General features: G+C 63.8%; 25 protein-coding genes. 19 read left to right on the top strand and 6 right to left on the bottom strand.

Annotation, left to right across the window (positions count from 1 at the left end):
* Positions 1-13: 13 nt before the first annotated feature.
* The 7 genes from plsY (at position 14) to K3152_RS05730 (ending at position 7,102) form a co-directional block, all read left to right on the top strand.
* Positions 14-619, top strand: a complete 606-nt coding sequence (gene plsY / locus K3152_RS05760) for a glycerol-3-phosphate 1-O-acyltransferase PlsY (RefSeq protein ID WP_221573179.1) — start codon at positions 14-16, stop codon at positions 617-619.
* A complete protein-coding gene (dprA, locus tag K3152_RS05755; protein WP_221573178.1) occupies positions 616-1,734 on the top strand; it encodes a DNA-processing protein DprA in 1,119 nt (372 codons plus the stop codon). The genes plsY and dprA overlap by 4 nt, the downstream gene beginning before the upstream one ends.
* An 87-nt stretch (positions 1,735-1,821) precedes the next feature.
* On the top strand, positions 1,822-3,414 hold the full coding sequence (locus K3152_RS05750; RefSeq protein ID WP_221573693.1) for a vWA domain-containing protein: 1,593 nt from the start codon (positions 1,822-1,824) through the stop codon (positions 3,412-3,414).
* A gap of 224 nt (positions 3,415-3,638) precedes the next feature.
* On the top strand, positions 3,639-6,206 hold the full coding sequence (gene topA / locus K3152_RS05745; protein ID WP_221573177.1) for a type I DNA topoisomerase: 2,568 nt from the start codon (positions 3,639-3,641) through the stop codon (positions 6,204-6,206).
* A complete protein-coding gene (locus K3152_RS05740; protein WP_221573176.1) occupies positions 6,206-6,388 on the top strand; it encodes a hypothetical protein in 183 nt (60 codons plus the stop codon). The genes topA and K3152_RS05740 overlap by 1 nt, the downstream gene beginning before the upstream one ends.
* Positions 6,389-6,448: 60 nt before the next feature.
* Positions 6,449-6,712, top strand: a complete 264-nt coding sequence (locus tag K3152_RS05735; protein ID WP_221573175.1) for an energy transducer TonB — start codon at positions 6,449-6,451, stop codon at positions 6,710-6,712.
* A gap of 21 nt (positions 6,713-6,733) precedes the next feature.
* Positions 6,734-7,102, top strand: a complete 369-nt coding sequence (locus tag K3152_RS05730) for a hypothetical protein (protein ID WP_221573174.1) — start codon at positions 6,734-6,736, stop codon at positions 7,100-7,102.
* A 122-nt stretch (positions 7,103-7,224) separates the two neighbouring features.
* Here K3152_RS05730 and K3152_RS05725 read toward each other — a convergent pair whose 3' ends face one another.
* From K3152_RS05725 to lepB, 4 genes are read right to left on the bottom strand one after another with little or no spacing between them, the layout of a single operon-like run.
* Positions 7,225-8,478, bottom strand: coding sequence for an MgtC/SapB family protein (locus K3152_RS05725; protein WP_221573173.1), 1,254 nt, complete (start codon positions 8,476-8,478; stop codon positions 7,225-7,227).
* Positions 8,479-8,491: 13 nt separating this feature from the next.
* A complete protein-coding gene (gene era / locus K3152_RS05720) occupies positions 8,492-9,394 on the bottom strand; it encodes a GTPase Era (protein ID WP_221573172.1) in 903 nt (300 codons plus the stop codon).
* Positions 9,391-10,062: a ribonuclease III gene (gene rnc, locus K3152_RS05715; RefSeq protein ID WP_221573171.1), complete on the bottom strand. Its 672-nt coding sequence runs from the start codon at positions 10,060-10,062 to the stop codon at positions 9,391-9,393. Before rnc ends, era begins: the two co-directional genes overlap by 4 nt.
* Positions 10,059-10,910: a signal peptidase I gene (gene lepB, locus K3152_RS05710; protein WP_221573170.1), complete on the bottom strand. Its 852-nt coding sequence runs from the start codon at positions 10,908-10,910 to the stop codon at positions 10,059-10,061. Before lepB ends, rnc begins: the two co-directional genes overlap by 4 nt.
* A 53-nt stretch (positions 10,911-10,963) precedes the next feature.
* On the opposite strand from lepB, the gene pgi reads away from it, so the two are divergent.
* From pgi to K3152_RS05655, 11 genes are all read left to right on the top strand, one after another.
* Positions 10,964-12,565 carry a glucose-6-phosphate isomerase gene (gene pgi, locus K3152_RS05705; protein ID WP_221573169.1) on the top strand — a complete coding sequence of 534 codons (1,602 nt, stop codon included), beginning with the start codon at positions 10,964-10,966 and terminating at the stop codon, positions 12,563-12,565.
* 56 nt (positions 12,566-12,621) lie between these two features.
* On the top strand, positions 12,622-13,641 hold the full coding sequence (locus K3152_RS05700; protein ID WP_221573168.1) for a hypothetical protein: 1,020 nt from the start codon (positions 12,622-12,624) through the stop codon (positions 13,639-13,641).
* Positions 13,642-13,855: 214 nt separating this feature from the next.
* Entirely contained in the window at positions 13,856-15,223 is a 1,368-nt protein-coding gene (locus K3152_RS05695) for a DEAD/DEAH box helicase (RefSeq protein ID WP_221573167.1), read from the top strand.
* 67 nt (positions 15,224-15,290) lie between these two features.
* A complete protein-coding gene (gene gorA, locus K3152_RS05690; protein WP_221573166.1) occupies positions 15,291-16,643 on the top strand; it encodes a glutathione-disulfide reductase in 1,353 nt (450 codons plus the stop codon).
* A 40-nt stretch (positions 16,644-16,683) separates the two neighbouring features.
* Positions 16,684-17,703, top strand: coding sequence for an NAD-dependent epimerase/dehydratase family protein (locus K3152_RS05685; protein ID WP_221573165.1), 1,020 nt, complete (start codon positions 16,684-16,686; stop codon positions 17,701-17,703).
* Complete coding sequence (locus K3152_RS05680) at positions 17,703-18,425, top strand: SDR family oxidoreductase (RefSeq protein ID WP_221573164.1); 723 nt, start codon at positions 17,703-17,705, stop codon at positions 18,423-18,425. The genes K3152_RS05685 and K3152_RS05680 overlap by 1 nt, the downstream gene beginning before the upstream one ends.
* A gap of 74 nt (positions 18,426-18,499) precedes the next feature.
* Positions 18,500-19,057, top strand: coding sequence for a TspO/MBR family protein (locus K3152_RS05675; protein ID WP_221573163.1), 558 nt, complete (start codon positions 18,500-18,502; stop codon positions 19,055-19,057).
* 31 nt (positions 19,058-19,088) lie between these two features.
* Positions 19,089-19,334 carry an accessory factor UbiK family protein gene (locus K3152_RS05670; RefSeq protein ID WP_040965904.1) on the top strand — a complete coding sequence of 82 codons (246 nt, stop codon included), beginning with the start codon at positions 19,089-19,091 and terminating at the stop codon, positions 19,332-19,334.
* 32 nt (positions 19,335-19,366) lie between these two features.
* Positions 19,367-19,963, top strand: coding sequence for a DNA repair protein RecO (recO, locus tag K3152_RS05665; protein WP_221573162.1), 597 nt, complete (start codon positions 19,367-19,369; stop codon positions 19,961-19,963).
* 1 nt (position 19,964) lies between these two features.
* A complete protein-coding gene (gene leuB / locus K3152_RS05660; protein WP_221573161.1) occupies positions 19,965-21,032 on the top strand; it encodes a 3-isopropylmalate dehydrogenase in 1,068 nt (355 codons plus the stop codon).
* Positions 21,033-21,066: 34 nt separating this feature from the next.
* Positions 21,067-22,158 carry a glycosyltransferase gene (locus tag K3152_RS05655; protein WP_221573160.1) on the top strand — a complete coding sequence of 364 codons (1,092 nt, stop codon included), beginning with the start codon at positions 21,067-21,069 and terminating at the stop codon, positions 22,156-22,158.
* 4 nt (positions 22,159-22,162) lie between these two features.
* Here the strand turns inward: K3152_RS05655 and K3152_RS05650 are convergent, their stop codons facing one another.
* Both K3152_RS05650 and K3152_RS05645 read right to left on the bottom strand, forming a co-directional pair.
* Positions 22,163-23,434: a phospholipid carrier-dependent glycosyltransferase gene (locus K3152_RS05650; RefSeq protein ID WP_221573159.1), complete on the bottom strand. Its 1,272-nt coding sequence runs from the start codon at positions 23,432-23,434 to the stop codon at positions 22,163-22,165.
* Positions 23,435-23,477: 43 nt separating this feature from the next.
* Positions 23,478-23,867, bottom strand: coding sequence for a hypothetical protein (locus K3152_RS05645; protein ID WP_221573158.1), 390 nt, complete (start codon positions 23,865-23,867; stop codon positions 23,478-23,480).
* A gap of 67 nt (positions 23,868-23,934) precedes the next feature.
* Between K3152_RS05645 and K3152_RS05640 the strand changes: the two genes are divergently transcribed.
* On the top strand, positions 23,935-24,474 hold the full coding sequence (locus K3152_RS05640; RefSeq protein WP_221573157.1) for a TetR/AcrR family transcriptional regulator: 540 nt from the start codon (positions 23,935-23,937) through the stop codon (positions 24,472-24,474).
* The last annotated feature ends 23 nt before the right edge of the window (positions 24,475-24,497 follow it).

The following is a 24,497-nucleotide window of genomic DNA, read 5'->3' as shown; positions in this document are numbered from 1 at the left end:
ATTGAGGGAATTCATGGATTTCGGCACCGATTTTTCCATCAACGTGCTCTGGGCCGCGCTGCTTGGCTATGCCTTCGGCTCGATACCCTTCGGCCTCATCCTCGCGAAACTGGCGGGCAAGGGCGATATCCGCCAGCAGGGCAGCGGCAATATCGGCGCGACCAATGTCCTGCGCACCGGCAGCAAGGGGCTGGCTGCGGCGACGCTGTTGCTCGACCTTGCCAAGGGTCTCGTGCCGGTCCTCATCGCGTGGAACCTGTTTTGGCAGGAAATTGGCTGGACCGCGCTCTTCGCGGTTATCGGACACTGCTTCCCCGTCTGGCTGGGATTCAAGGGCGGGAAGGGCGTGGCGACCAATGCGGGCGTGTCCTTCGGCCTCGGGCTGCTGTTCGGGGGCGTCTACGCGGTCACGTGGCTCAGCGTGCTGGCGATTACGCGCATCAGCTCGCTTGCCGGGATGGCTGCCGTGGTGGTGACGGCGCTGGTGGCCTTCTTCACCGGTGAGACGACGATCGCCTATGTCCTCGCGCTTATCGCGGCGCTGGTGCTGTGGCTGCACCGCGAAAACATCGGTCGCCTCGCCAAGGGGACCGAACCGAAGGTCGGCTCCAAGGGGTGAACGAAGCCACCCAACCGGTCGCGGTAAAGCTCACGCAGGACGAGGCCTTTGCCCGCATCCGCCTGCTCCGCTCGCCCAATATCGGGCCGGTCAGCTACACCATGCTGCTCGCCCGCTTCGGCAGCGCGGCAGAGGCGCTGGAGGCACTCCCCGACCTCGGCAAGCGGGGAGGGCGGCAGTACCGCGCAATTGCGAAGGACAAGGTCGAGCGCGAGGTCGAGAATGTCCGCGCGGCAGGGGCGAAATACCTCTTCCACGACCAGCCCGACTATCCACGCCTGCTCGGAGAAATTGACAGCGCGCCGCCGATCCTGACGTGGCGGGGCGACCTCTCACTCGCCGCGCAGCCCTGTGTCGCCATGGTCGGCGCGCGCAACGCCAGCGCGGCAGCGGTCAAGCTTGCCCGCGATTTCGCCAAGGGCCTGTCGGAGGCCGGCTTCACCGTTGTCTCGGGGCTTGCGCGCGGCATCGACGGGGCGGCGCACGAGGGCAGCCTGCCGCGCACCATCGGCGTCATCGCCAGCGGCATCGACATCGCCTACCCGCCGCAGCACGAGGCCTTGCAGGAGCGGATTGCGAGCGAGGGCCTGCTCCTCGCCGAGCAGCCACCGGGCACCGAGCCGCGTGGCAGTCACTTCCCCAGCCGCAACCGCATCATCGCAGGCCTCCCTTCGGGCACGCTGGTGGTGGAAGCGGCGGTCAAATCGGGCAGCCTCATCACCGCGCGGCTGGCAGGCGAAGCGGGGCGCGAGGTCATGGCCATCCCCGGCAGCCCGTTGGAGGCGCGCAGCCACGGCTGCAACCACCTCATCCGCGAAGGCGCAGTGCTGGTGCAATCGCCCGCGGACGTAACCGAACTGCTCACCGGCTTCGACGGCAGCCCGCGCTCGACCTTCCGCGAGCCGGTCTCGCAATTCGACTTCGAGCACGCCGAACTGGCCGAGGCCGAACCCGCCGACATCGCCAGCCTGCTCACCACTGCGCCGGTCGCCGTGGACGAGTTGGTGCGCCAGTCCGGGCAGGGCGCGGCGGCGGTGCAGCTGGCCTTGCTGGAACTGGAAATCGGGGGGCGTCTTGAACGTCACGCAGCGGGTCGGGTCAGCCTTTCTTCCTGATTAAATGGTCGCTGTCAGCCAGCGTTCATCTTTCCTCCCCGATGAAATGTGATAGAGTATCATTTCACATTCAAGGGGAGAGTCGTGATGAAGAAATTTGTGGCCGGCGCCTGCATGATGTCGATGCTGGTCCCCGGACCGGCGAGCCTGCAGGCGCAAGCAGACCCTGCGATGACCACGATGCCGCCCGAGCGGCGTGCGGCGGCGACCTATTGCCGTACGCCTGCGCCTTTGCCCGACCTCGGCAAGGAGGCGGTGGTCAACCAGCAGCAGGGACCGCATCCTCGTGTCCGCGCAATGGCGACGATGGAGGCCGCTCCTGCTCCGCCTCCTCCGGCAATGGCGCCCCCACCGCCTCCTGCACCCGGCGCATCTGCGAAGGGCGATGGCGAGCGCATCGTCGTCACTGGTTCGCGCGGGGAAACGACTTCGCGCGACGTACCGGCGACGGCGACCGTGGATACCGCCGAAGAAGCAGCTGACAGCGCAGGCGCCTCGCGCTCCATGCCCGGCTATCCCCCGCCGCCCATCATGCCGCCGCGCCCGCCGCAGCCTGCTCCGCAGAGCGGCCTCCTCACCGCAGGCGAGCATGACGATCTGCTCAACCCCGAGCTTTACGCCGACTACGTCCGCAAGACCGATCTCGGCCAGCGTGTCGCTGCCCTCCCGCGGCTCGACACCTCGCGCATCCTGCGAGTCGAAGCAAAGGACGCACGCGGGCAGGCCGTGCCCTTCATGCCCATCGAAATCCGTTGCGAGGATGGCAATTCCATCACGCTCAACTCGGTTGCCGATGGCAGCGCGGTGTTCTTCCCCGGCCTCGACCGGCTGAGCGACACCGTGTGGGTTCGCGCCGGCGGCAGCGAATGGCGCGTCGTGCGGCTGGCCGAGGAGGCAGGCGCGCAGAGCGTCACCATCCGCACCTCCTCTGCCGCCACCGCGGTACGCAAGCTGGACCTTGCGCTGGTGGTCGATGTGACCGGCTCGATGAGCGACGAACTGCGCTACCTCCAGGCGGAGCTGCGCAGCATCATCGACCAGCTCGAGGCGCGTCACAAGGATATCGATATCCGCGTCGCCTTCAGCTTCTACCGCGACGAGGGCGATGACTTCGTCACCCAGACCTTCGACTTCGACAGCGACGTCGCCCGCGCCCAGACTCGCCTCGCCGCGCAATACGCAGGAGGCGGCGGTGATTACGAGGAGGCCATGCAGGACGCGCTGGTCCGTGCCGCGCAGCTCGAATGGCGCGGCGATGCGGTCAAATCACTGCTGCTCGTCGGCGATGCCCCGCCGCATGATGCGGACATCCCGCAGACCTGGCTCGCAGCCGAACATTTGCGCGCAAACCGCGTCCATGTCGTGCCTGTCGGCGCATCGGGCGTGGCGGACGTGGCCGAATACGTGATGCGCGCCATGGCTGCGGCCACCCAGTCGCGTTACACCTTCCTCACCGACGACAGCGGCATCGGCAACCCGCATGCCAAGCCTGCCATCGACTGCTACCTCGTCACCCGCCTCGACCAGCTGCTCCGGCGCGTCATCGACAGCCAGATTTCGGGCCGCCGTATCGAACCGGAGAAGAACGAGGTCATCCGCGCGGTCGGGCAGTATGATGCGGGCAAATGCATCCTTCCGCCCGGTTTCGCCCAGCAGGTGCGCGAAGAAACACAGGGCTGAATTATCCGAACCCACCCAATTGGGTGGGGCCTTTCGGGGGCGGGCCGTCTATCCGGTCCCTGCGACCCGAAGGGCCTGCCCGGTTTCGAGCAAGTCCTTTTCCTTTATCCCGGAGCGTGCCCTCGTGCCGCTCCGGGTTTTTTGTTGCTTGACGGGTCTCGGGAGCAGTCCCCATTTTCGCGCGTATACGCATACGCACACGTAAGGGACGAATTTTACACCTCATGCAACTGGTCATCGTAGAGTCGCCGGCAAAGGCGAAAACCATCGAGAAATACCTCGGCAAGGACTTCAAGGTCCTCGCTTCCTACGGCCATGTCCGCGACCTGCCGCCCAAGGATGGCAGCGTGCGCCCGGACGAGGACTTCGCGATGGACTGGGAACTCTATCGGGACAAGCAGAGCCGCTTCAAGGAAATCAGCGACAACGCGAAGAAGGCCGACCGCCTCGTCCTCGCGACCGACCCTGACCGCGAAGGCGAAGCCATCAGCTGGCACGTGCGTGAACTGCTCGCCAAGCGGAAGGCGCTGCCCGAGAAGGTCGACCGCGTCACCTTCAACGCGATTACCAAGGCGGCCGTCACCGATGCGATGAAGTCCCCGCGCGAGCTCGACCAGGACCTTATCGACGCCTATCTCGCCCGCCGCGCGCTGGACTATCTCTACGGCTTCACGCTCTCGCCGGTGCTGTGGCGACGCTTGCCGGGCGCCAAGAGCGCGGGCCGCGTGCAGTCGGTGGCGCTGCGCCTCATCGTCGACCGCGAAATCGAAATCGAACACTTCAAGGCCGACGAATACTGGTCGGTCCTCGCCAAGCTGGAACAGGACGGGACCCAGTTCGACGCGCGGCTCGTCAAGTATGACGGCAAGAAGCTGCAGAAGCTGACCCTCGGGGATGAGGGCAGCGCCAAGGCCGCGAAGAAGGCGGTCGAGGATGCGCGCTTCACGGTCGAGGAAATCGAAACCAAGCCCTTGAAGCGCAGCCCAGCGCCGCCGTTCACCACCTCGACTTTGCAGCAGGAGGCATCGCGCAAGCTGGGCTATTCGGCCAGCCACACCATGCGCCTAGCCCAGTCGCTCTACGAGGCGGGACATATCACCTATATGCGTACTGACGGTGTGCAGATGGACGGCAGCGCCATCGATGCCTGCCGCAAGGCCATCGCCGACCGCTACGATGCCTATTACCTGCCCGACAAGCCGCGGTTCTATTCGACCAAGGCCAAGAATGCGCAGGAGGCCCATGAGGCCATCCGTCCGACCGATTTCCGCAAGGACCGCGCCGGTTCGGGCGACGAGGCCAAGCTCTACGACCTCATTTTCAAGCGCGCGATGGCGAGCCAGATGGCCTCGGCCAATCTTGAGCGCACCACCATCACGCTACGCGACGGCACCGGCAAGCACGAGCTGCGCGCGACCGGCCAGGTGGTGAAATTCCCCGGCTATTTCGCCGTCTACCAGGAAGGCCGTGACGAGCCTTCGGAGGACGACGAGGACGGCCTGCTGCCGAACGTCAGCAAGGGCGACAGCCCGCTGAAGAAGGCAGTCGAAGCCAACCAGCATTTCACCCAGCCGCCGCCGCGTTTCAGCGAGGCGAGCCTTGTGAAAAGGCTCGAGGAACTCGGCATCGGGCGGCCTTCGACCTATGCCTCCACGCTCCAGACGCTACGCGACCGCAACTATGTCCGGATGGAGAAAAACCGTTTCTTTGCAGAGGAATCGGGGCGCCTCCTCACGGCGTTTCTCGAACGCTTTTTCGAGAAATACGTGTCCTTCGATTTCACCGCCGGGATGGAAGATGAACTCGATACGGTTTCGGACGGGCGCGAGGAGTGGAAGAAGCTGCTCGCCGAATTTTGGAAGGACTTCAAACCGAAGACCGAAGAGATCATGGAGAAAAAGCCCTCGGAAGTGACCGAGGTGCTCGACGATTTCCTCGCCGACTATCTCTTCCCCGAACGCGCCGATGGCAAGGACCCGCGCCATTGCCCGCTATGCGAAACCGAAGGCCGCGATGGCGGACGCCTTGCGCTGCGCGGTGGTCGCTATGGTGCCTTCGTCGCCTGCGCAAACTACCCCGAGTGCAAGTTCACCCGCCAGTTCGCCAAGCCGGGCAGCGACGGGGACGATGGAGCCGATGACGGCGTGATGGGCAAGGACCCCGAAACGGGCCTCCCGGTCGAGCGCAAGACGGGCCGCTTCGGCCCTTACATTCAGCTGGGCGAGGGCAAGGAGGCCAAGCGCGCGAGCATCCCCAAGGACCTCGACGATTTCGATCTCGAATGGGCGCTGAAGCTCCTCAGCCTCCCGCGCATCGTCGGCGCGCATCCCGAAACCGGCAAGGAAATCGAGGCCGCCATCGGCCGTTACGGTCCCTATCTGCGCCACGATGGCAAGTATGCCAAGCTGGCCAGCACGCGCGATGTCTTCGAGACCGGCATGAATGCAGCCGTCTCGCTGCTCGCGGAGGCTGCCAACCGCAAGGGCGGCGGGCGCGGCAAGGCGGAACCCATCAAGACACTCGGCGAGCATCCGACCAGCGGCGGTGAAATCAAGGTCATGCCGGGCCGCTACGGCCCCTATGTGACCGACGGCACCACCAACGCCACCATCCCCAAGGACGTGAAGCCCGAGGATGTGACCGAGGCGCAGGCCATCGAACTGATCGATGCCCGCGCGGCGAAGGGCCCGGCGAAGAAGAAGACGAAGAAGAAGGCCCCGGCAAAGAAGAAGGCGGCGCCCAAGAAGGCTGCGGCGAAGAAGAAGCCCGCCGCCAAGAAAAAGCCGGACTGATGGGCAAGGAGCGTTTCGAAAGGCACAAGCAACCCTGGACGGGCGAGGAGGCGGGCCAGCTCCGCACCCTCGCCGGCAAGGGCCAGGGCCTCAAGCAGATCGCCAAGGCGCTGAATCGCAGTGAGGAATCCACCAAGGACTTTGCCAAGAAGAACAAGATAAAGGTGGCGAAAAAGCGCTAGATTCCAATAAGCTACTAAGCTGCCCCCGACGAGGGAAATGGCTAGGGCGGCGACCGGAATTTGCTTAATTTCCTGCGAACAGCAGTTCAGTTGGTAATCATGATCTTGTCCCTTGCTTCCGCCATGATTGCAGCACTTACCGCCGCTTCGGGTCCGCAGCTGCCTGACGATTTGTCGCGCAACGTAGATTATCCGCTCTGGGCGCTTCGTGCAGAAGCCTCAGTGTTCGTCATATTCGAATTGCGCGTGGACCCGCGTGGTCGGGTCTACGAATGCACGGTTCTGGATTCTGTCGGCAGCGAAAGGCTGGCCAGGGAAATTTGAAAGCAATACAAGCGTGTTCAAATGCAGCCCGCGAAAAATGCTGCTGGCCAGGATTCCTTCGGGAAATTCGTTGGACACACCAAAATGGTCCTGCCGGGTTCCAAGATGGGGGACCTTGCAAGCCAGTACACTACACCTCCGGATATGGAGATCTCGGTTGCAGGGCTTCCGGCGGGGTATGGAGAGAAGCACGAGATTGATGTGGTCGTAGAGGTATCGGAAACCGGCGTGGTTACCTCATGCATCAATCCCGGGTCGGATGACGGACCGTTCGGTAAGGCTGCCTGCGATGCCCTATCTGGATCAAATGTGGGCGAAATCTCAGATGCTGACGGCCAGGCTAGAGCCTATGACCGCAATATGAAGGTGGCCTTCCTTGTTGCGGATTGACCGCGCTCCAGCGTGCCATGGTTTGGAAGTGTGAGAAGAGGTCGACCTTCTCATCCGGGAGCCCGCTCGGTTCCTCCCGCCCGGCTCGCTGATGGCCTAGATGCGAGCTCGTTCCTCCTGCATCACAGTCCGAGGTAGCCCACGACCAGGCTCGCCGTCAGCGCGAGCATGCTTGCAGCCAAAGCCAGTGCTGCGGGACGTGCCTCACGCTTTCCATAGGCCAGCGTCACACCCAGCTTGACCGACATATTGGCAAGGATCGTCCCCGCGATCGCCAGCGCGGCCAGCTGCGGGGCGATGGTGCCGGGTTCGAGGCCGCCTGCGGTCACGATAGCAGCGTCCACGTCCATGCTTCCCATCAGCAGGAGCAGGATCGCGATACCCTGTTCGCCGAATTCACCCTGCGCCCAGCGTGCCGCCACTGCGGCGCCTGCCACGAAAGCCACGAAGGTAAGGGCCGGGAGCAGCGCGATGGGGTTGCCCGGCGGGGCAGGGCCGGTCGTCGACGGAGCGCGCGAGTAGAGTCGCCATGCGACGACGAAGCCGACTACCAGTGCCGGTGCGACGACGATCACGAAATGCGGCAGCAGGCTCGTCGCAAGGACCCCGACCAGCACGATGACGCGCAGGTACATCACCGCGCTCGCCAGTGCGATGCCTGCATTTTCCGCTCCGGCGCCAGCGCCCGAGCCGATTTTCTGGGCGAAGGAATGTGTCACGGCGGTGGAACTGTAGAGCCCGCCGATCACCGCCGTCGCAATCGTCCCGCGCCGCGCGCCGAAAAGGCGGTTGGCGACATAGCCGGCGAAGGAAAATCCGGTGACGATGATGACCACCAGCCACAGGTTGCGCGGCTCCCAAGCGTCATAGGGGCCGAAGCGGCCCTCGGGCAGGAAGGGGAAGACCGCCAGTGCAATGACCGCGTAACGCGCAAATGCCTTGATATCATCTTCGTCGAGCGCACCGACCCAGCGGTGCATTTCGTTGCGCAGCGCAAGGGCCAGCGTCACCACCGCGCCCCCGGCAACAGCCGGTGCCGCCTGTCCGATCCCGGCAAGGAAGCCGAGGCCGAGCGTGACCATGGCGGCAATCGCCGATGTCGCATCGGGCCTGCCATCGGCAAGCACCGAGCGGGAATATCCGAGTGCCATGATTGCAGTCGCGCCCGCCATAATGATGCCGGCAATGATTTCATAGCCAGCCGCCGACAGCAGGCCGGATATGCCGGCAGTCAGGGCGAGCAGGGTGAATGTCCGGATCCCGGCCACCCGCTGGCCATCCTCGGCATCACGCAGCTTCCAGCCGCGCTCGAGCCCCACCATGAGGCCGATCGCCAGCGCCGCACCGAGATGCGAAAGGACTTCGCTCCAGCCCATCAGACCTGGGTCGTCACCCCTTCCACTCGAGCCCCATTTCCTCGAACATCTCCTTGTCCTCGCTCCAGCGCTCGTCGGTCTTGACGTGGAGGAAGAGGTGGACCTTCTGGCCTAGCAGTTCGGAGAGTTCCTCGCGGGCCGCCTGGCCGATGGCCTTGATGCGGCTGCCGCCCTTGCCGAGCACGATGGCACGCTGGTTGTCGCGCATCACCACGATCTGCTGGTGGATTTCCACGCTGCCGTCGGGGCGCTGGATGTATTTCTCGGGCCGCACCGCGCTGTCGTAGGGCAGTTCCTCGTGGAGCTGCTTGTAGAGCTGTTCGCGGGTGATTTCGGTGGCGAGCAGGCGTTCGCTGGCGTCGGAGACCTGGTCCTCGGGATACATCCACGGGCCCTCGGGCATCATTCCCGCGAGCGCTTCTTTAAGTTCGGGCACGCCATCGCCGGTCAGCGCGGAGACGAAATACACTTCCGAGAATTCGACCTTCTCGCCCAGTTCCTGCGCCAGAGCGAGGAGCGGCTCCTTCTTCGCCGCATCGACCTTGTTGAGCACGAGGATCTTGCGTTCCGGCCTGCTTGCCAGCGCTTCGACCAGCGGCTCGAGTTCGTGGCGGCGCTGCTTGATGGGGTCGACCATCAGCAGCACGGCATCGGCGCTGTCCGCACCGTCCCACGCCGCGCTGACCATGGCGCGGTCGAGCTTGCGCTTGGGCGAGAAAATACCGGGCGTATCGACCAGCACCATCTGCGTATCACCATGCAGCGCAATGCCGAGCATCCGCGCACGCGTCGTCTGCGCCTTGGCGCTGGTGATGGCGACCTTCTGGCCGACGAGCTGGTTCACCAGCGTGGACTTGCCCGCATTGGGGGCCCCGATGACGGCGACGAGGCCGCAATGTGTCTTGTGTTCGGTCATCCGAACTTCTCCATGAATTTCTTGGCGGCGGCCTTCTCGGCTTCGCCCTTGCTGTTGGCGGTCCCGGTCGCTTCGCCCACCTTGTGGACGCTCACGCGGACGGTGAATTGTGCGGCGTGGTCGGGACCGGACCGGTCGACCACTTCGTATTCCGGCGGCTTGCGGCGATTGCCCGCAGCCCATTCCTGCAGCGCGCTCTTGGGATGCTTGCTTTCGCCCGCGCCGCTTTCCAGCGCCGGACGCCAGAGGATATGTACCAGCTTGCGCGATTTCTTGAAGCCATTGTCGAGGAACTGCGCACCGAGCAGCGATTCCATCACGTCGCCGAGGATGTTGTCGCTGTCCTTGCCGCCATCAGCACGCGCCTGTTTAGAAATACGCATGTGGTCGGCCAGGCCGATGCCACGCGCCACGGTCGCGCACATCTCGCGGCTGACGATGGCGTTGAGGCGTTGGGCAAGCTTGCCTTCGGGTGCCTCGCTCTGCTCGTAAAGCCAATGCGCGATGGACAGGCCCAGTACGCGGTCGCCAAGGAATTCGAGCCGCTCGTAATCGTCCTTCTCGCCCATGCTGCCATGAGTGAGCGCGGCCTGCCACAGTTTCTCGTCCCCGACGGTGAAGCCAGTGTCCTCCAACCATTTGCGGGTATCGCTCGACAGGCCGCTCATATGTCGCTCCCGATGCGATCCCAGCGCGCGGCGGTGAACCAGGTCCAAGGCAACAGCCATTCAGCGCTTCCGTCGGTCGACCACAGTACCCGGCTGGCGCGCGCCACGAGAAGGTCGGTATCGACCAGTCCCACGCCTCTCCCGGCAATCGCAGGAAAGCGGCTATCTTGCGAATTGTCGCGGTTGTCGCCCATCACGAACATCTTGCCTTTTGGTACAATGATGGGGCCGAAATTATCCGCAGGCCCGTTGCCGAAATCGATGGTGGGATAGCTCTTGCCCGAGGGCAGCGTCTCGATAATCTGCCGGTAGCGGCAGGTGGTGCCGTCGACGACCTGCCCGCCTACCTCGTTGCATTCGGTGTTCACGCTCATCGGGATGTCGACATAGCTTCCGCGCTCCTGCTCCAGCGCCTCGCCATTGAGATAGACGGTCCCATCGCGCACTTCGACCGTATCGCCCGGCAGGCCGATGGCGCGCTTTATATAATCGGTGCCGTCGACCGGATGTTTGAAGATGACCACGTCGCCGCGCTCGGGCAAGCTGGCGAAAATGCGTCCCGGAATGAGCGGCGCTTCCAGCGGCAGCGAGAGACTCGAAAAGCCGTAGGGCCACTTCGCCGCGACGAGGTAGTCGCCATTGCGCAGGCCCGGCAGCATGCTCTCGCTCGGGATGGTGAAGGGCGAGAAGATGAAGCTGCGGAAGATGAGCACCACGGCCACCAGCTTCAGCACGAATTTCAGGAAATCGCCCCAGCTTTCCTCTTTCTCGGGAGTGGTTTCGGGCGTGGCGACAGTGCTCGGGTCGGCATCGGCGTCTGGCTGCACAAGGCGGGGGTTCTCATTCATCGCCGAATTCCCTAGTCGCGGGGCAACGCCCCTTCAAAGGATTTTTGCCCGCCATGACCAAAACCGCCGCCGATATCTGGAGCAAGCTCGCCAAGCTGCCGCAGCCGACGCTGCTCGAATTGTTCAGCGCGACGCGTGACGGCGGCGAGGGCGCAGACGAGCCGGGCGGGGCAGAGCGCGTGGCGATGCTCTCGGGCCGGATCGAACTGGCGGGTGAGGCGACCGACGACCTCATGGCACCGGGCGGCATATTGTTCGACTGGTCGAAAACCCATCTCGACCGCGCGGTCCTGGCGCAATTCGCCGAGCTGGCCGAGGCAATGGACTTCGCTGGTATGCGCGACAAGCTGTTCGCGGGCGAGGTGGTCAACCCGACCGAGGGCCGCGCGGCCGACCACGCCACGCTGCGCGGTGTGGGCGACGAGGCCAAGACCGAGGAAGCCGCCGCGCTCATCGACCGGATGGGCATGCTGGTCGGAGCCATCCACCAAGGGGCGCTCGGCGAAATCGACCACCTCATCCACATCGGCATCGGCGGCAGCGCGCTTGGCCCCGCGCTGGGCGTCGATGCACTGGCCCGCGACTTCGCGCGCTGCGACGTGCATGTCGTCTCGAACATCGACGGCGTGGCGCTGGAAGCGGCCTTTGCGAAATGCGACCCGGCCAAGACGCTGATTGCGGTGGCCAGCAAGACTTTCACCACCATCGAGACCATGACCAACGCCGAAAGCGCGCTCAAATGGCTCGCCGACAATGGCGTCTCCGACCCGGGCGGCCGCGTGGTGGCGCTGACTGCCAATCCCGAGGGCGCGGTCGAATGGGGCGTCGACGAGACGCGCATCCTGCCGTTCCAGGAAAGCGTCGGCGGGCGCTATTCCATCTGGTCGAGCATCGGTTTTCCCATCGCCATGGCCGTGGGAATGGACGATTTCCGCGAAATGCTCGCAGGCGCCGCCGAGGTCGACAAGCACTTCCGCGACACGCCGCTGGAGGACAACCTCGTCCTGCGCGCCAGCTTCGCCGACCTCTACTACACCCGCGTGCGCGGCTGCCAGACGCGCGCCGTCTTCGCCTATGACGAGCGGCTGGGGCTGTTTCCCGACTATCTCCAGCAGCTCGAAATGGAGAGCAACGGCAAGCGCGTGACCGCCGACATGCAGCCCGTCGACGGCCCGACCGCGCCAATCACATGGGGCGGGGTGGGCACCGATGCGCAGCACGCGGTGTTCCAGCTGCTCCACCAGGGCACGCATCTCATACCCGTCGACTTCATCGCCAGCATCGCACCGGGCGACGAACTCGACCCCGCACACCACCGCATCCTGCTGATGAACTGCTTTGCGCAGGGCGCGGCGCTGATGGCGGGCAAGGCGGGCAAGGACCCGGCGCGCAACTACCCCGGCGACCGCCCCTCGGCGACGATCCTGTGCGACGACCTCGACGCCGCCACGCTGGGCGCGCTGATCGCCTTCCACGAACACCGCACCTTCGCCAGCGCCGTACTGATGGGCATCAACCCCTTCGACCAGTTCGGCGTCGAGCTCGGCAAGCAGATGGCCAAGGCAATCGAGCAGGGCGGCGAGGAGTTCGACGCGAGTACGGATGGGTTGTTGGCGCTGGCATTTGATAAGAACCAAACAAGCGAACTCACTTGATAGGTTTGCAAGGTAGCGATTTCTCCGCTACCAATTTTTAATTGGGGAGAGAAATTATGAGAAAGTACTGTGTAATCGGTGGGGTAATTACGGCGATTTCATCTTCGCCTGTTTTCGCGCAATCTAGTGACTGTGATTCGGTATTGATCGAGCAGACTGATTATCTTCAGGAGGATACGCTTGAATCGCTTGCCTGGATGCGAATGATAAATAAAGATAATTACGAGCAGGCACGCAAGAAGGCAAATCTTTACACTGCGTATTTTGTTGGAGACTATTCGTCATTTGATAAGAAGCGCAGTTCGTTACTGTCCAAAGAAAATTACAGCCAACATTATTCGAACTCTCGTGAGACCTTTAAGGCTAGCCTTTCGGCGGACCAGGTCGATGCGTGGTCAAGTTGTGTGGGCAAGGAGACTGCTCTTTACACATATTATCGGGATATTACTCCGATGCGCGCCACGCTGGTGGTAGGTTGGGCCGCTCCGGCCACGGTCGGTGCCATAGAACTAACTAGCTTCGAAGCGTCAGGTGTAGAAGGTTTGGCCGTGGACCAAGATGGCGACGAATTGCTTGGTGAACGGGCATTTTTGCTAACCAGATTGGAGGAAGGCGCAGAAGTTAGCGGTGTCGTGAACGGCGTTGCCGGTCAAAACCGCCAAGCCTACCAAAGTAGCTTTTTTATCCCGGCTTGGAGTCAGCCCGTAGATGAGGAAATTGAACCGCCTGTCCACATCGTCGTGAATCTGGCAGGGCAAAAGCTGAAGACTATTGGGTATTGGTCTGGAGGTGCAAATTCGAGCACCTTTGATTGTAGGGGGGCAACTCCAAATAACATGACTTACATTGAGCTGGAGGTGAGTAGTAAAAATCATGGAAAGAAACAGACTTGCGGGATAAACCCTGTCGGGGTGGGTAAAGGCTACTGTGATGGGTACAATGAATATTGTGTCGAGTATACAATTAAACGAGGTTGCTATGTTTCGACCGAGTGGCTTAATTGGTACGAATATACTGCGCAGCGCAATAAATTGCCATACAGTTTAGAAGCAGCTTGTACGCCGTCGAATCCATAGCTTCTGTAAGGCAGATGGGTTGACATAACATACGGGCTGGCCCATCTGCCCCCATCGAAGCGCGCTAGCCAGCGTGAAGCGGCGATGTGGAGACATCCATCGCCCCGGCCGCGCCTCGGTCTTTACCCAATGACTTCCCTTTTCACGCGGGTCGTTTGACACCCGCGCCGCGCGACGAATCCGTCTGCGCGCCGCAAGCATATTGCGAGTATACATGACACAATTCACCGACCTCGGGCTGTCGCAGCCCGTGCTCCAAGCCCTCGACATGAAGGGCTATACCGAGCCGACGCCGATCCAGGCGCAGGCCATTCCGCGCGTTCTCGAAGGGCGCGACCTGCTCGGCATCGCGCAGACCGGCACGGGCAAGACCGCCGCTTTTATGCTGCCCAGCATCGACCGCCTGCGTGACGCCGACAAGCAAACGCCTTTCAAGTCCTGCCGCATGCTGGTGCTCGCGCCGACGCGCGAACTGGCCGGTCAGATTGCCGAAAGCGCCAAGGATTACGGCGCGCTGGCGGGGCTCAAGGTCCACTCCATCGTTGGCGGCACTTCGGTCAACAAGGACCGCAACAAGCTGCATCGCGGCACCGACATCCTCGTCGCTACGCCGGGCCGCCTGCTCGACCTCATCGACCAGAAGGCCTTCCGTCTCGACGGCGTCGAAGTGCTGGTGCTGGACGAGGCCGACCAGATGCTCGACCTCGGCTTCATCCACGCGCTGCGCAAGATCAGCGAACTGGTCCCGGCCGACCGCCAAACGCTGTTCTTCAGCGCCACCATGCCCAAGCAGATCCAGGAACTGGTCGGCAAATATTGCCGCAACCCGGTCAAGGTCAGCGTGACCCCGGAAAACACCACGGCAGAGCGCATCGACCAGTACCTCTTCATGGTCCAGCAGGACGAGAAGCAGACGCTGCTCGAACTGGTCTTGTCGGAGCGCCACCAGGTGCCCGGCAAGTTCGAACGCGTCCTCATTTTCGCGCGCACCAAGCATGGCTGCGACCGCATCGTGAAGAAGCTCGGCCAAAGCGGCATCCCTGCCAACGCGATCCATGGCAACAAGAGCCAGCCGCAGCGCGAGCGTGCGCTCGACGAGTTCAAGCGCGCCAAGACGCCCATCCTCGTCGCCACCGATGTCGCTGCGCGCGGTATCGACATTCCGGGCGTCAGCCACGTCATCAATTACGAACTGCCGAACGTGCCGGAGCAATATGTCCACCGCATCGGACGCACCGCTCGTGCGGGCAAGGACGGCATTGCGATTGCCTTCTGCGCCGAGGATGAGCGCGATTATCTGAAGGACATCCGCAAGAAGACCGACGCGGAATTCGAGCGCCTGCCGCTGCCCGACAACTTCCGCGCCGTGGTCGAAGGCGTCGGCCCGACCAAGCGCGAGCCCAAGCAGCGCATGGCCAAGCCAAAGGTCCGCCCCACGGGCGGTGCTGCCAAGGCAAAGCCGAAGCAGAAGCATCCTGCGCGCAAGGGCAAGCCTGCCGGTGCGGGTCAGGGCAGGCCGCAGGGTGGCCGTCCGGGTGGCAATCGTAATCGCAACCGGAATCGTCGTCGCAGCCAAGGTTGAGCAGAGGGCGGTTGTGATTGCAGCCGTCACTCGCCATATCGCGCGCTCACGCTGACAGGAGCGCCGGATGGCAGACGATTACGATTTCGACCTTTTCACCATTGGCGCAGGCTCGGGTGGGGTGCGGGCATCCCGCGTTTCGGCAGCGCATGGCGCGAAGGTCGCGATTGCCGAGGAGCACCGCGTCGGCGGAACCTGCGTTATCCGCGGCTGCGTGCCGAAGAAGATGCTCGTCTACGGTGCGCATTTCGCCGAGGACCTCGAGGACTGCCAGAAGTTCGGCTGGGAAATTGGCGAGAAGAAGTTCGACTGGAAGACGCTGCGCGACAATGTGCTGAACGATGTCGAGCGGCTGGAGGGTCTCTACACCGAGACCCTCGAGAACCACGAGGTGACCGTTTTCAAGGAACGCGCCGAGATTACCGGCCCGCATGAAATCACGCTCGCCAGCGGCAAGAAGGTCACCGCGAAGCACATCCTGATCGCCACCGGCGCCCGCCCGCGCATGCCCGAATGCGAGGGTGCAGAGCACGCCATCAGTTCGAACGAGGCCTTCCACCTCGACGATTTGCCGAAGAAGATCATTATCGCGGGCGGCGGCTATATCGCCAATGAATTTGCCGGCATCTTCAACGAGTTCGGCTGCGAGGTTCACATCGTCAACCGCGGCGACCGCCTGCTGCGCAGCTATGACGAGGCGGTGCGCGACCGCTTGCTGCAAATCAGCACGATGAAGGGCATCCAGTTCCGCTTCAACACCACCTTCGAATACATCAAGCCGTGCGAGGATGGCGGCTATTTCGTCAAGATGTCCGATTGCGAGGAAGAGCATGCCGACTGCGTCCTGTTCGCCGTGGGCCGCATCCCGAACACCGAAGGGCTAGGCCTCGACAAGGCCGGAGTGGAGCTGGGCGAGAACGGCGAGATCAAGGTCGACCGTTTCAGCAAGACCAGTGTCGACCATATCTATGCCGTGGGCGACGTGACCGACCGCGTGCAGCTGACCCCGGTTGCCATCCGCGAAGGCCAGGCCTTTGCCGAAACCGTGTTCGGCAAGGGCGAACCGGTCGCGGTCGATCATGGCTGCATCCCGAGCGCCGTCTTCAGCCACCCGCCGATTGCCGCCGTCGGCATGACCGAGGGTGAGGCCAAGAACAAGCTCGGCAGCGTGAAGGTCTATCTCTCCGATTTCCGTCCGATGAAGAACGTGCTGGCCGGCCGCAACGAGCGCAGCCTCATGAAGATGATCTGCGACGGCGACAGCGGGAAGATTGTCGGCATCCACATGATTGCGCCCGAAGCGCCCGAAATGATGCAGGCCGCCGCCATCGCGGTGAAGGCGGGCCTCACCAAGGCCGATTTCGACGCGACCACGGCAATTCACCCGACCATGGCGGAAGAGCTTGTCCTGATGCGCTAGGCGTCTACCCTGCACCCGATAATTCACACGGGAGCAGGGTATGGCAGGCACGGTACTCGTCACGGGCGGCACGGGTTACATCGGCGGCGAGGTCATCGACCGGCTGCTGGCCAGGGGCTACACCGTCCACACCACGGTTCGCGATGCGGCGAAGAGCGAGCCGAAGCTGCGGGGGCGTTGGCCCGATGCTGGCGAGCGGCTGAAGGTCTTCTCCGCCGACCTGCTGTCCGATGACGGCTGGGCCGAGGCCAATGCAGGCTGCGATGCGGTGGCGCATGTCGCCTCGCCTTTCCCGCTCGACGTGCCGAAGAATGCCGACGACCTTATCATTCCCGCGCGCGACGGGACGCTTCGCGCGCTCGAATTCGCGCACAAGGCGGGCGTGAAGCGCTTCGTCCAGACCAGTTCGGCTGCCGCCATCGCCTATGGCCACCCTGACAAGGACCATTTCGACTACACCGACTGGACCGACCTCACCGCCAATCCGCCGCCCTACATCCAGTCCAAGACCGTCGCCGAGCGCGCCGCGCGCGACTGGGTGGCGCAGAACGCGCCCGACATGGTGTTCTGTTCCATCAACCCTGTCGCCGTCTTTGGGCCGGTCTATGACGACGACATGTCGACCAGCGTCGAGCTGGTGAAAAAGGTCATCGACGGCTCGATCCCGCTCATCCCCGATATGGGCATCTGCGTCACCGATGTGCGCGATGCGGGAGAGGCGCATGTCCGCGCCATCGAAGCACCTGCCGAGACCGTGCGCGGCGAGCGTTTCCCGACATCGGAGAAATTCCTCTGGATACGCGAGATGGCCGACATCATCCGCACTCGCGTGCCCGAACATGCTGGCAAGGTGCCAAAGCGCGCCATGCCCGACTGGCTGGTGAGGGTGCTCGCGCTGTTCATGTCCGAAATGAAGCAAATCAAGGGCGAACTCGGCAATGTGCGCGACGTCTCCGGCCAGCACACCGAGGAGCGGCTTGGCTTCACCTTCATCCCGGCGGAGAAGACGCTGGAGGACACGGTGCGCAGCCTTGTCGAAAAAGAAATTGTGAAAGTCTGATGCGTATCGAGGGCAAGACGGCGCTGGTCACCGGCGGCACGGCGGGTATCGGCGAGCAACTCGCGCTGCAGCTGGCGGCAAAGGGCGCGAAGGTCATCGTGACGGGGCGCTCGGAAGAACGACTGGCTTCGATGCGCGAGCGTGGGTTCGAGGCCATCCACGCCGACCTCTCCAATCCTGCAGGCGTCGATGCGCTGGTGGCAGCTCTGGACGAGCGCGACTTCGACATCCTCGTCAACAATGCAGGGCAGGGCGTCGACCACGATTTCCGCGAAGCCGCACCCGACATGGGCGACACCGACGATTGCATCCACGCCAATCTCAATGCGCCCATCCGGCTGACCACCGCTCTGGTCCCGCAGATGGCTGGGCTTGAACGCGCGACCATCGTCAACGTGACCAGCGGCCTCGCCATCGCACCGCGGGCGGGCAGTCCGGTCTATTGCGCGACCAAGTCGGGCCTGCGCAGCTACACGCAGGCCATCCGTGCGCAACTGAATGACATGGGCATCCACGTAATCGAAGCGCTGCCGCCGGTCGTCGATACGCAGATGACCGCCGGGCGCGGAGGCCACAAGATGTCGGCCGAAGACTGCGCTGCCGCCATCGTGCATGCAATCGAGAAGGACCGCGACGAGGCCAATATCGGCATGGTGAAGATACTGAAGCGCGTCCACTCGATCTCGCCAGCCTTGGCGCGCAACATCATGCTGCGTTTCTGAGCGCGATTGCATCCCATGCAATGCCGCGCCACAAGATGCGTCAATGATTCGGGGCGCATGAGGGATTGAATTCGATGAACATGCTGGCTTCGCGCGGCCAACTCCGCGCAAGTTTCATCCGCTGGGCCCTGTTCCTGGTGCCGCTGTGCGTCCTGCTCGGCTTCCTGTCGGGGCAGGTCGGGGCCGGTCCGGGAAGCGCGTGGTTCCAAGCGCTGGTGAAGCCCGACATCTATCCCGAACCCAAGTGGTTCGGCATCGTCTGGACCATCCTCTACATCATGATCGGTCTCTCGGTGGCGTTGGTCGCAAGCGCCTGGGGCGCGCGCGGACGGACGGCGGCGCTGTGGGTCTTCGCCGTGCATTTCGCGCTCAACATCGCATGGACGCCAACCTTTTTCGCAGCGCAGCAGATAACCATCGCGCTCTTCGTGCTGGTGGCGATCGTGCTCAGCCTGCTGGTGGTCATCGCATTGTTCTGGAAGGTCCGCCGCCTCGCTGCCGTCCTGCTCCTGCCCTATCTCGCGTGGGTGTGCTTCGCGACGCTGCTCAATTACGAGTTCATGCGGCTTAATCCGGGTGCCGATGGCGGCTCGCAGGGCGAGGCGGTCGAGCGCGTGCGCATCGGCAATTGAAGTCCTTGAATAGCGAGCCTAGATAGCAGCCATGCAAAGCCAGAACCCCATGATTGCCGACTTCGTCAAACTCGCCAACTCGGCTGCCGGTACGCTCGCCGGCATGACCCGCGAGGCGCGCGAAACCGCGCGTGAGCGGGCCAAGGAAGCCTTTGGCGGCATGGATTTCGTGACCCGCGAGGAATTCGACGCGGTCAAGCAGATGGCCGCCAAGGCGCGCGAGCAGGCCGAAGACCTCGCCGCCCGCGTCACAGCGCTGGAAGCCAAGCACAAGTGACATCCGCCCCCGCCCGAGGGTAGGGGACCTCCATGCACCTTCGCGCAGCTGCGATACTCCTGTCTGCTCGCCCGCATGGCGAGACGGCGGTTATCGCACGCCTGCTGACCGAGGAGAGCGGCGTGGTCGCGGCCTACGTGGCGGGCGGTCGCGGAAGACAGCTTCGCCCGGTGGTCATTCCAGGCAATCTCGTCGAGGCGGAGGTGCGCGCCAAATCCGACAGCCAGCTGCCGTTTGCCCGGCTCGAACTGGCGCAAAGCCGCGGGCCGTGGCTCACCGAACCGCTGCCCGCCTCTGCCATCGCATGGACCTGCGCGCTCACCGCCAGCGCCTTGCCAGAGCGCAATCCCTATCCGAGCCTCTACCGCGCGCTGTCGGCGCTACTCGACGCAGTATGCAATGCGCCTTCTGCACGCGGCTGGGCACCAGCGCTTGCGTCCTATGAAGTGCTGCTGCTGCGCGAGCTGGGCTATGGCGGGGCGAAGCCCGAGATAGCGGGCCTTGAGCAGGCTCTGGAAATTCTGCGCGCAAACGAGGCCCCGATCGCCCGTTACCTGCTTGCCGACACCCGCGCCGACGTTCTAGCCGCAAGGGTACTCCTGATGCAGCGGCTCGAACGGATGGCCTGACATGAAAATCGCAATTCTTCCCGGCGACGGAATCGGCCCTGAAGTGACCGAGCAGGCGCGGCGCGTGCTCGATGCGCTCGACCTGCCGAAGCTGACCATCTGGGAAGGCGATGTTGGCGGTATCGCCTACAAGCGCCACGGCCATCCATTGCCGCAGGAAACGCTCGAGATGGCGCGCGCGGCGGACGCGGTACTGTTCGGCGCAGTGGGCGACCCCGACTGCGACGATTTGCCGCGCGAACATCGGCCCGAACAGGCTATCCTTGGCCTGCGGAGCGAACTCGGCCTGTTTGCCAATCTCAGGCCCGCCGCGGGCTATCCGGGGCTGGAGGATATGTCCTCGCTCCGTCCCGAAATCGCGCGCGGCATCGACCTGCTCGTCGTGCGCGAACTCAACGGCGACGTCTATTTCGGCGACAAGGGCGAACGCAGCAGCGACGGGGGGCGCGAGGGCTGGGATGCGATGTCCTATAACGAAGCCGAGGTGCGCCGCATCGCCCACACCGGCTTCCAGGCCGCGCAGAAGCGTCGCGGGCGCCTGACCAGCGTGGACAAGGCCAACGTCCTCGAAACTAGCCGCATCTGGCGCGAAACGGTCATCGAGGTGGCCAAAGAATATCCGGATGTCGAACTCGACCACATGTATGTCGACAACGCCGCCATGCAGATGGTGCGCAGCCCCGGGCAGTTCGATGTCATCCTGACGGGCAACCTGTTCGGCGACATCCTTTCCGACCAGGCGAGCGCCTGCGTCGGCTCCATCGGGCTCCTCGCCAGCGCCAGCATGGGCGAGCGGCAGACCGATTTCGGCACTTTCGGCCTCTACGAACCCATCCACGGCAGCGCGCCCGATATTGCGGGGCAGGGCAAGGCTAATCCCATTGCCGCCATTCTCAGCCTCGCCATGCTGCTGCGCCACTCGCTGGGCCGCGAAAACGAGGCGGGGCGTATCGAGCGCGCCGTGGCAAAGGTCGTCGCCAGCGATGTGCGCGGGGCGGACCTAGGCGGGACTGCCTCGACCAGCGAAATCGGCGACGCGGTGCTCAGGCAAATGACCGCACTGGCTTGAAATCGTAGGCAAAGCGCGTCAGGCGCATGGTGCGATGACGCTCGACCTCACGATTATCCTGCCGACGCTCAACGAGCGCGACAATCTCGCGCCGCTGGTAGAACGTATCGAGGAGGCACTCGGGGGCGAGGGCTGGGAAGTGCTCGTCGTCGACGACAATTCCGCCGATGGCACAGCAGAGGAAGCGCGGCGCATGGCGCGCGCAGACAGCCGCATCCGCGTCATCCAGCGGATTGGGAGAAGGGGTCTATCGAGCGCGGCCATCGAGGGGTTTTGCGCCACCGCCGCGCCGTTCGTCGCCGTGATGGATGCCGACCACCAGCATGACCCCGCGCTGCTGGTGCCGATGCTCGAAGCCGTGAACTCGGGCGAGGCCGATGTCGCAGTCGCCAGCCGTTTTGCGGAAGGCGCGAGCACTGCTGAATGGGCGCAACCGGAGCGCGAGAAGCTGTCGGGCGTTGCGAACACCTTGGCGCGCAAGCTGACTGGCGTGGACCTCACCGACCCGATGAGCGGCTATTTCCTGCTGCGGACCGAGACGGCGCTGGCGCTGGTGCCGAGGCTTTCGGGCATCGGTTTCAAGATACTGCTCGACCTGCTCTCGACCTCGGAAAAACCGCTGCGAGTGAAGGACATTCCGATGATCTTCGCCGCGCGGCGGGCGGGTGAGAGTAAGCTCGACCGCGCCATTGCGGTCGATTTCCTTGCCGGGCTTTATGACAAGGCGTTCGGCAACATCATCCCGACGCGCTTTGCTCTTTTCGGCACAGTCGGCGCGCTGGGCGTGGGCGTGCATCTTGCCATTCTTTACCTCTGCCTGTTTCTGGTTGGCGCGCATTTCGCGTGGGGACAGGCCATCGCCACGCTGGGCGCGATGACCTTCAACTTCTGGCTCAACAACTTCCTCACCTACCGCGACCGGCGACTGGAAACGGCGGGCAAGCTGCTGCGGGGCTGGGCGAGTTTCGTCGTCGCCTGCAGCGTGGGCGCGGTGGCCAATGTCGCGATTGCCGCGCTGCTGTTCGAGCGCGGCGTCCCCTCGCTCCTCGCGGCGCTGGTGGGTATCGCCATCGGTTCGGTGTGGAATTACGCGCTGTCGAGCCGCTTCGTCTGGGCACGCTACTGAGGCGCTAGCGCCAGCTTGGCAGCCAGGTCCATGTCTGGAAGCTCATCAATCCTGCCAGTGGTTCGGCGGCGAGGATCTCGTAGAAGAAAGCGAACAAGAGAACGCTGGCGAGGAGCACGCCGGTCGATGTGCGTTTCCAGCCCGCCTTGCGAAGGTCCGACAGAGCGATCGCCAGGGCCACCAGAAGGACCGTGCCCGGCAGGAAATAATGGTAATAGAACTGCACCGGCTTGGCGGCGAAAATCCAGAAGCCTAGGCTGACGGCGTAGAGGATCGCGACCGCTCCATGCATCGGAACGCGCTTCACCGCGCCTTTCCACGCACACCACAACAGCGCCGGCAGCCCCAGCAGCATGGTCAGGGGATTACCGATGAGCAGCACGCCGCGCTGCGCCCCGTCGATGGGTTCGTAAAGATACCAGATCGAGCGCCAGTTCAGCACCCATTCGGGCCAAGTCGACTGGTAGGGATGCGATTTCAGCACCTGCGTCTGCAGGTCGAGCATCAGGCGGTGGTGAGCCACGATGCCGCCTTCGATGGTATGCGTCTGGAAGAAATATCCGGGAAGGTAGGTCGCCCAGTAGACCGCGAGCGGCAGCAGGCCGAGCCAGACCCCCGCCTCCAGCAAGGTCATCCCTGGTACGGGCATGCCGCGGCGGCTGAGAAGCAGGCGGCGGCGTCCGGCAAACCAGCGCAGGATGAGGAAGGCCGCGCCCGGCACGGCTGCGACCACCAGCGCATTCCATTTCGCTCCCATTGCAAGGCCCAGCGCCACGCCTGCGATAGCGAGGCGCCACCTTCCGGTTTCCGGCTCGCGCATGGCGGCGGCGCATTGCCAGAGGGCGACGGCGAGGCCTGCGACCATGAAGATATCGAGCATGGCGATGCGCGAATGGACGAACAGGTGGAAGCCCGTCGCCACCAGTATGCCCGCAGCGATAGTGGCGAAGCGGTCCAGCGTGCCGAACCAGACCATGCGCATCACGGCGAAGAGCGACAACGCCCCCGCGATGGACGAGAACAGCCTCCACCCCCACGGATTGTCACCGAACAGCGCGATGCCCAGCGCAATCATCTCCTTGCCGAACAGCGGATGCTCGCGGTTGGAATAATCGGAGAGCGCCAGCAGGTCTCGGGCTGCGGGGAGGTAATGGACTTCGTCGAAGTATGGCTCGGTCGGGATGCCGAGGTTCCACAGCACCAGCGCCCAGAACGCGAGCGCCAGCGCAGCGCACCATTTCAACGGGTCCTGAGGTTGCTCGGGCGCGCGGTACATCGCAGCGGGGCTTATGCAAAGCCCGCGCGCCCGACAAGCGGGTTCAGTCTGCTTTTGCGCGGCTTTCCAGCCAGAACAGGCGCGCGACCATCGGGAGCAGCGATATCGAGGCGGTGAGGCCGACCGCGATCACCCACAGGGGCACACGCATGCCCACGGCCTTGGCACGCGGCACGATGAAGACCAGCGAGATAACAACACAGATGATAAGGTCGTACCACACCTGCGTTCCCCATAGGTCCTGCGTATGGTTGGGCAGGAAACCGAGATAGCCCTCCTGCGCGATGGGGAGGGCGCTGAAGGCGATGAAGGCGGCGCCAAGGGCGGCGGCCAACCACCAGCTCTCTTGCACTCGCCCGCGCAATGCCAGAAGAAGAACTGCGGGAAGCGCGCCGACAGCGCCCAGGGCGAAAAGGATTTCCAGAGTGGTCATTGATGACTCCCGATTCTATGTAGCGAGTGCTACGCAAACGAAATGTAGCAGTTGCTACAGGTAGTCAATGGAAAATTCTCGCCAGTCCCCCGATACGCTGCTGCCTAAACTTGCCGCCCATGTGCTCGAACATGGGCTGGCGGGCGCGAGCCTGCGCCCCCTCGCCAAGGCTGCGGGGACCAGCGACCGCATGCTCATCTATCATTTCAAATCGAAGGATGGTCTCGTCACCGCGCTGCTGGAGCATGTGGCGCAGATGTATTCTCAGGCGCTCGAAATGGCTTGGCCGACCGAGCCTGCCGCTACGCGCCGCGAATGTGCGCAAAGGCTGCTCGCCATCGGCCGCGCGCCCATGTTCGCCCCATTCCTCAGGCTGTGGTGGGAAATCGTCGCTGGGGCGGCAAAGGGCGATGCCGCCTACCGTGCCAGCGCCGCCGCCATGATGGACAGCCAGCTTGCATGGTTCGAAGCGCATCTGCCGCCCGATGACCCCGACCCGAAGGCCGGCGCGCGGCTGGTGGCGCTGGCGGTGGAAGGCTCGCTCATGATGGACGCGCTCGGGCTTGGGGAAGTGGGCGAAGCAGGGCTTGCCGCCTTGGAAGGCTGACCCGCTTGAAGCGCCGCTCCTGC

This window comes from Qipengyuania polymorpha, from assembly GCF_019711435.1.
Taxonomy (GTDB): Bacteria; Pseudomonadota; Alphaproteobacteria; order Sphingomonadales; family Sphingomonadaceae; genus Qipengyuania; species Qipengyuania polymorpha.
This window is presented reverse-complemented; position numbering and strand designations above follow the sequence as displayed.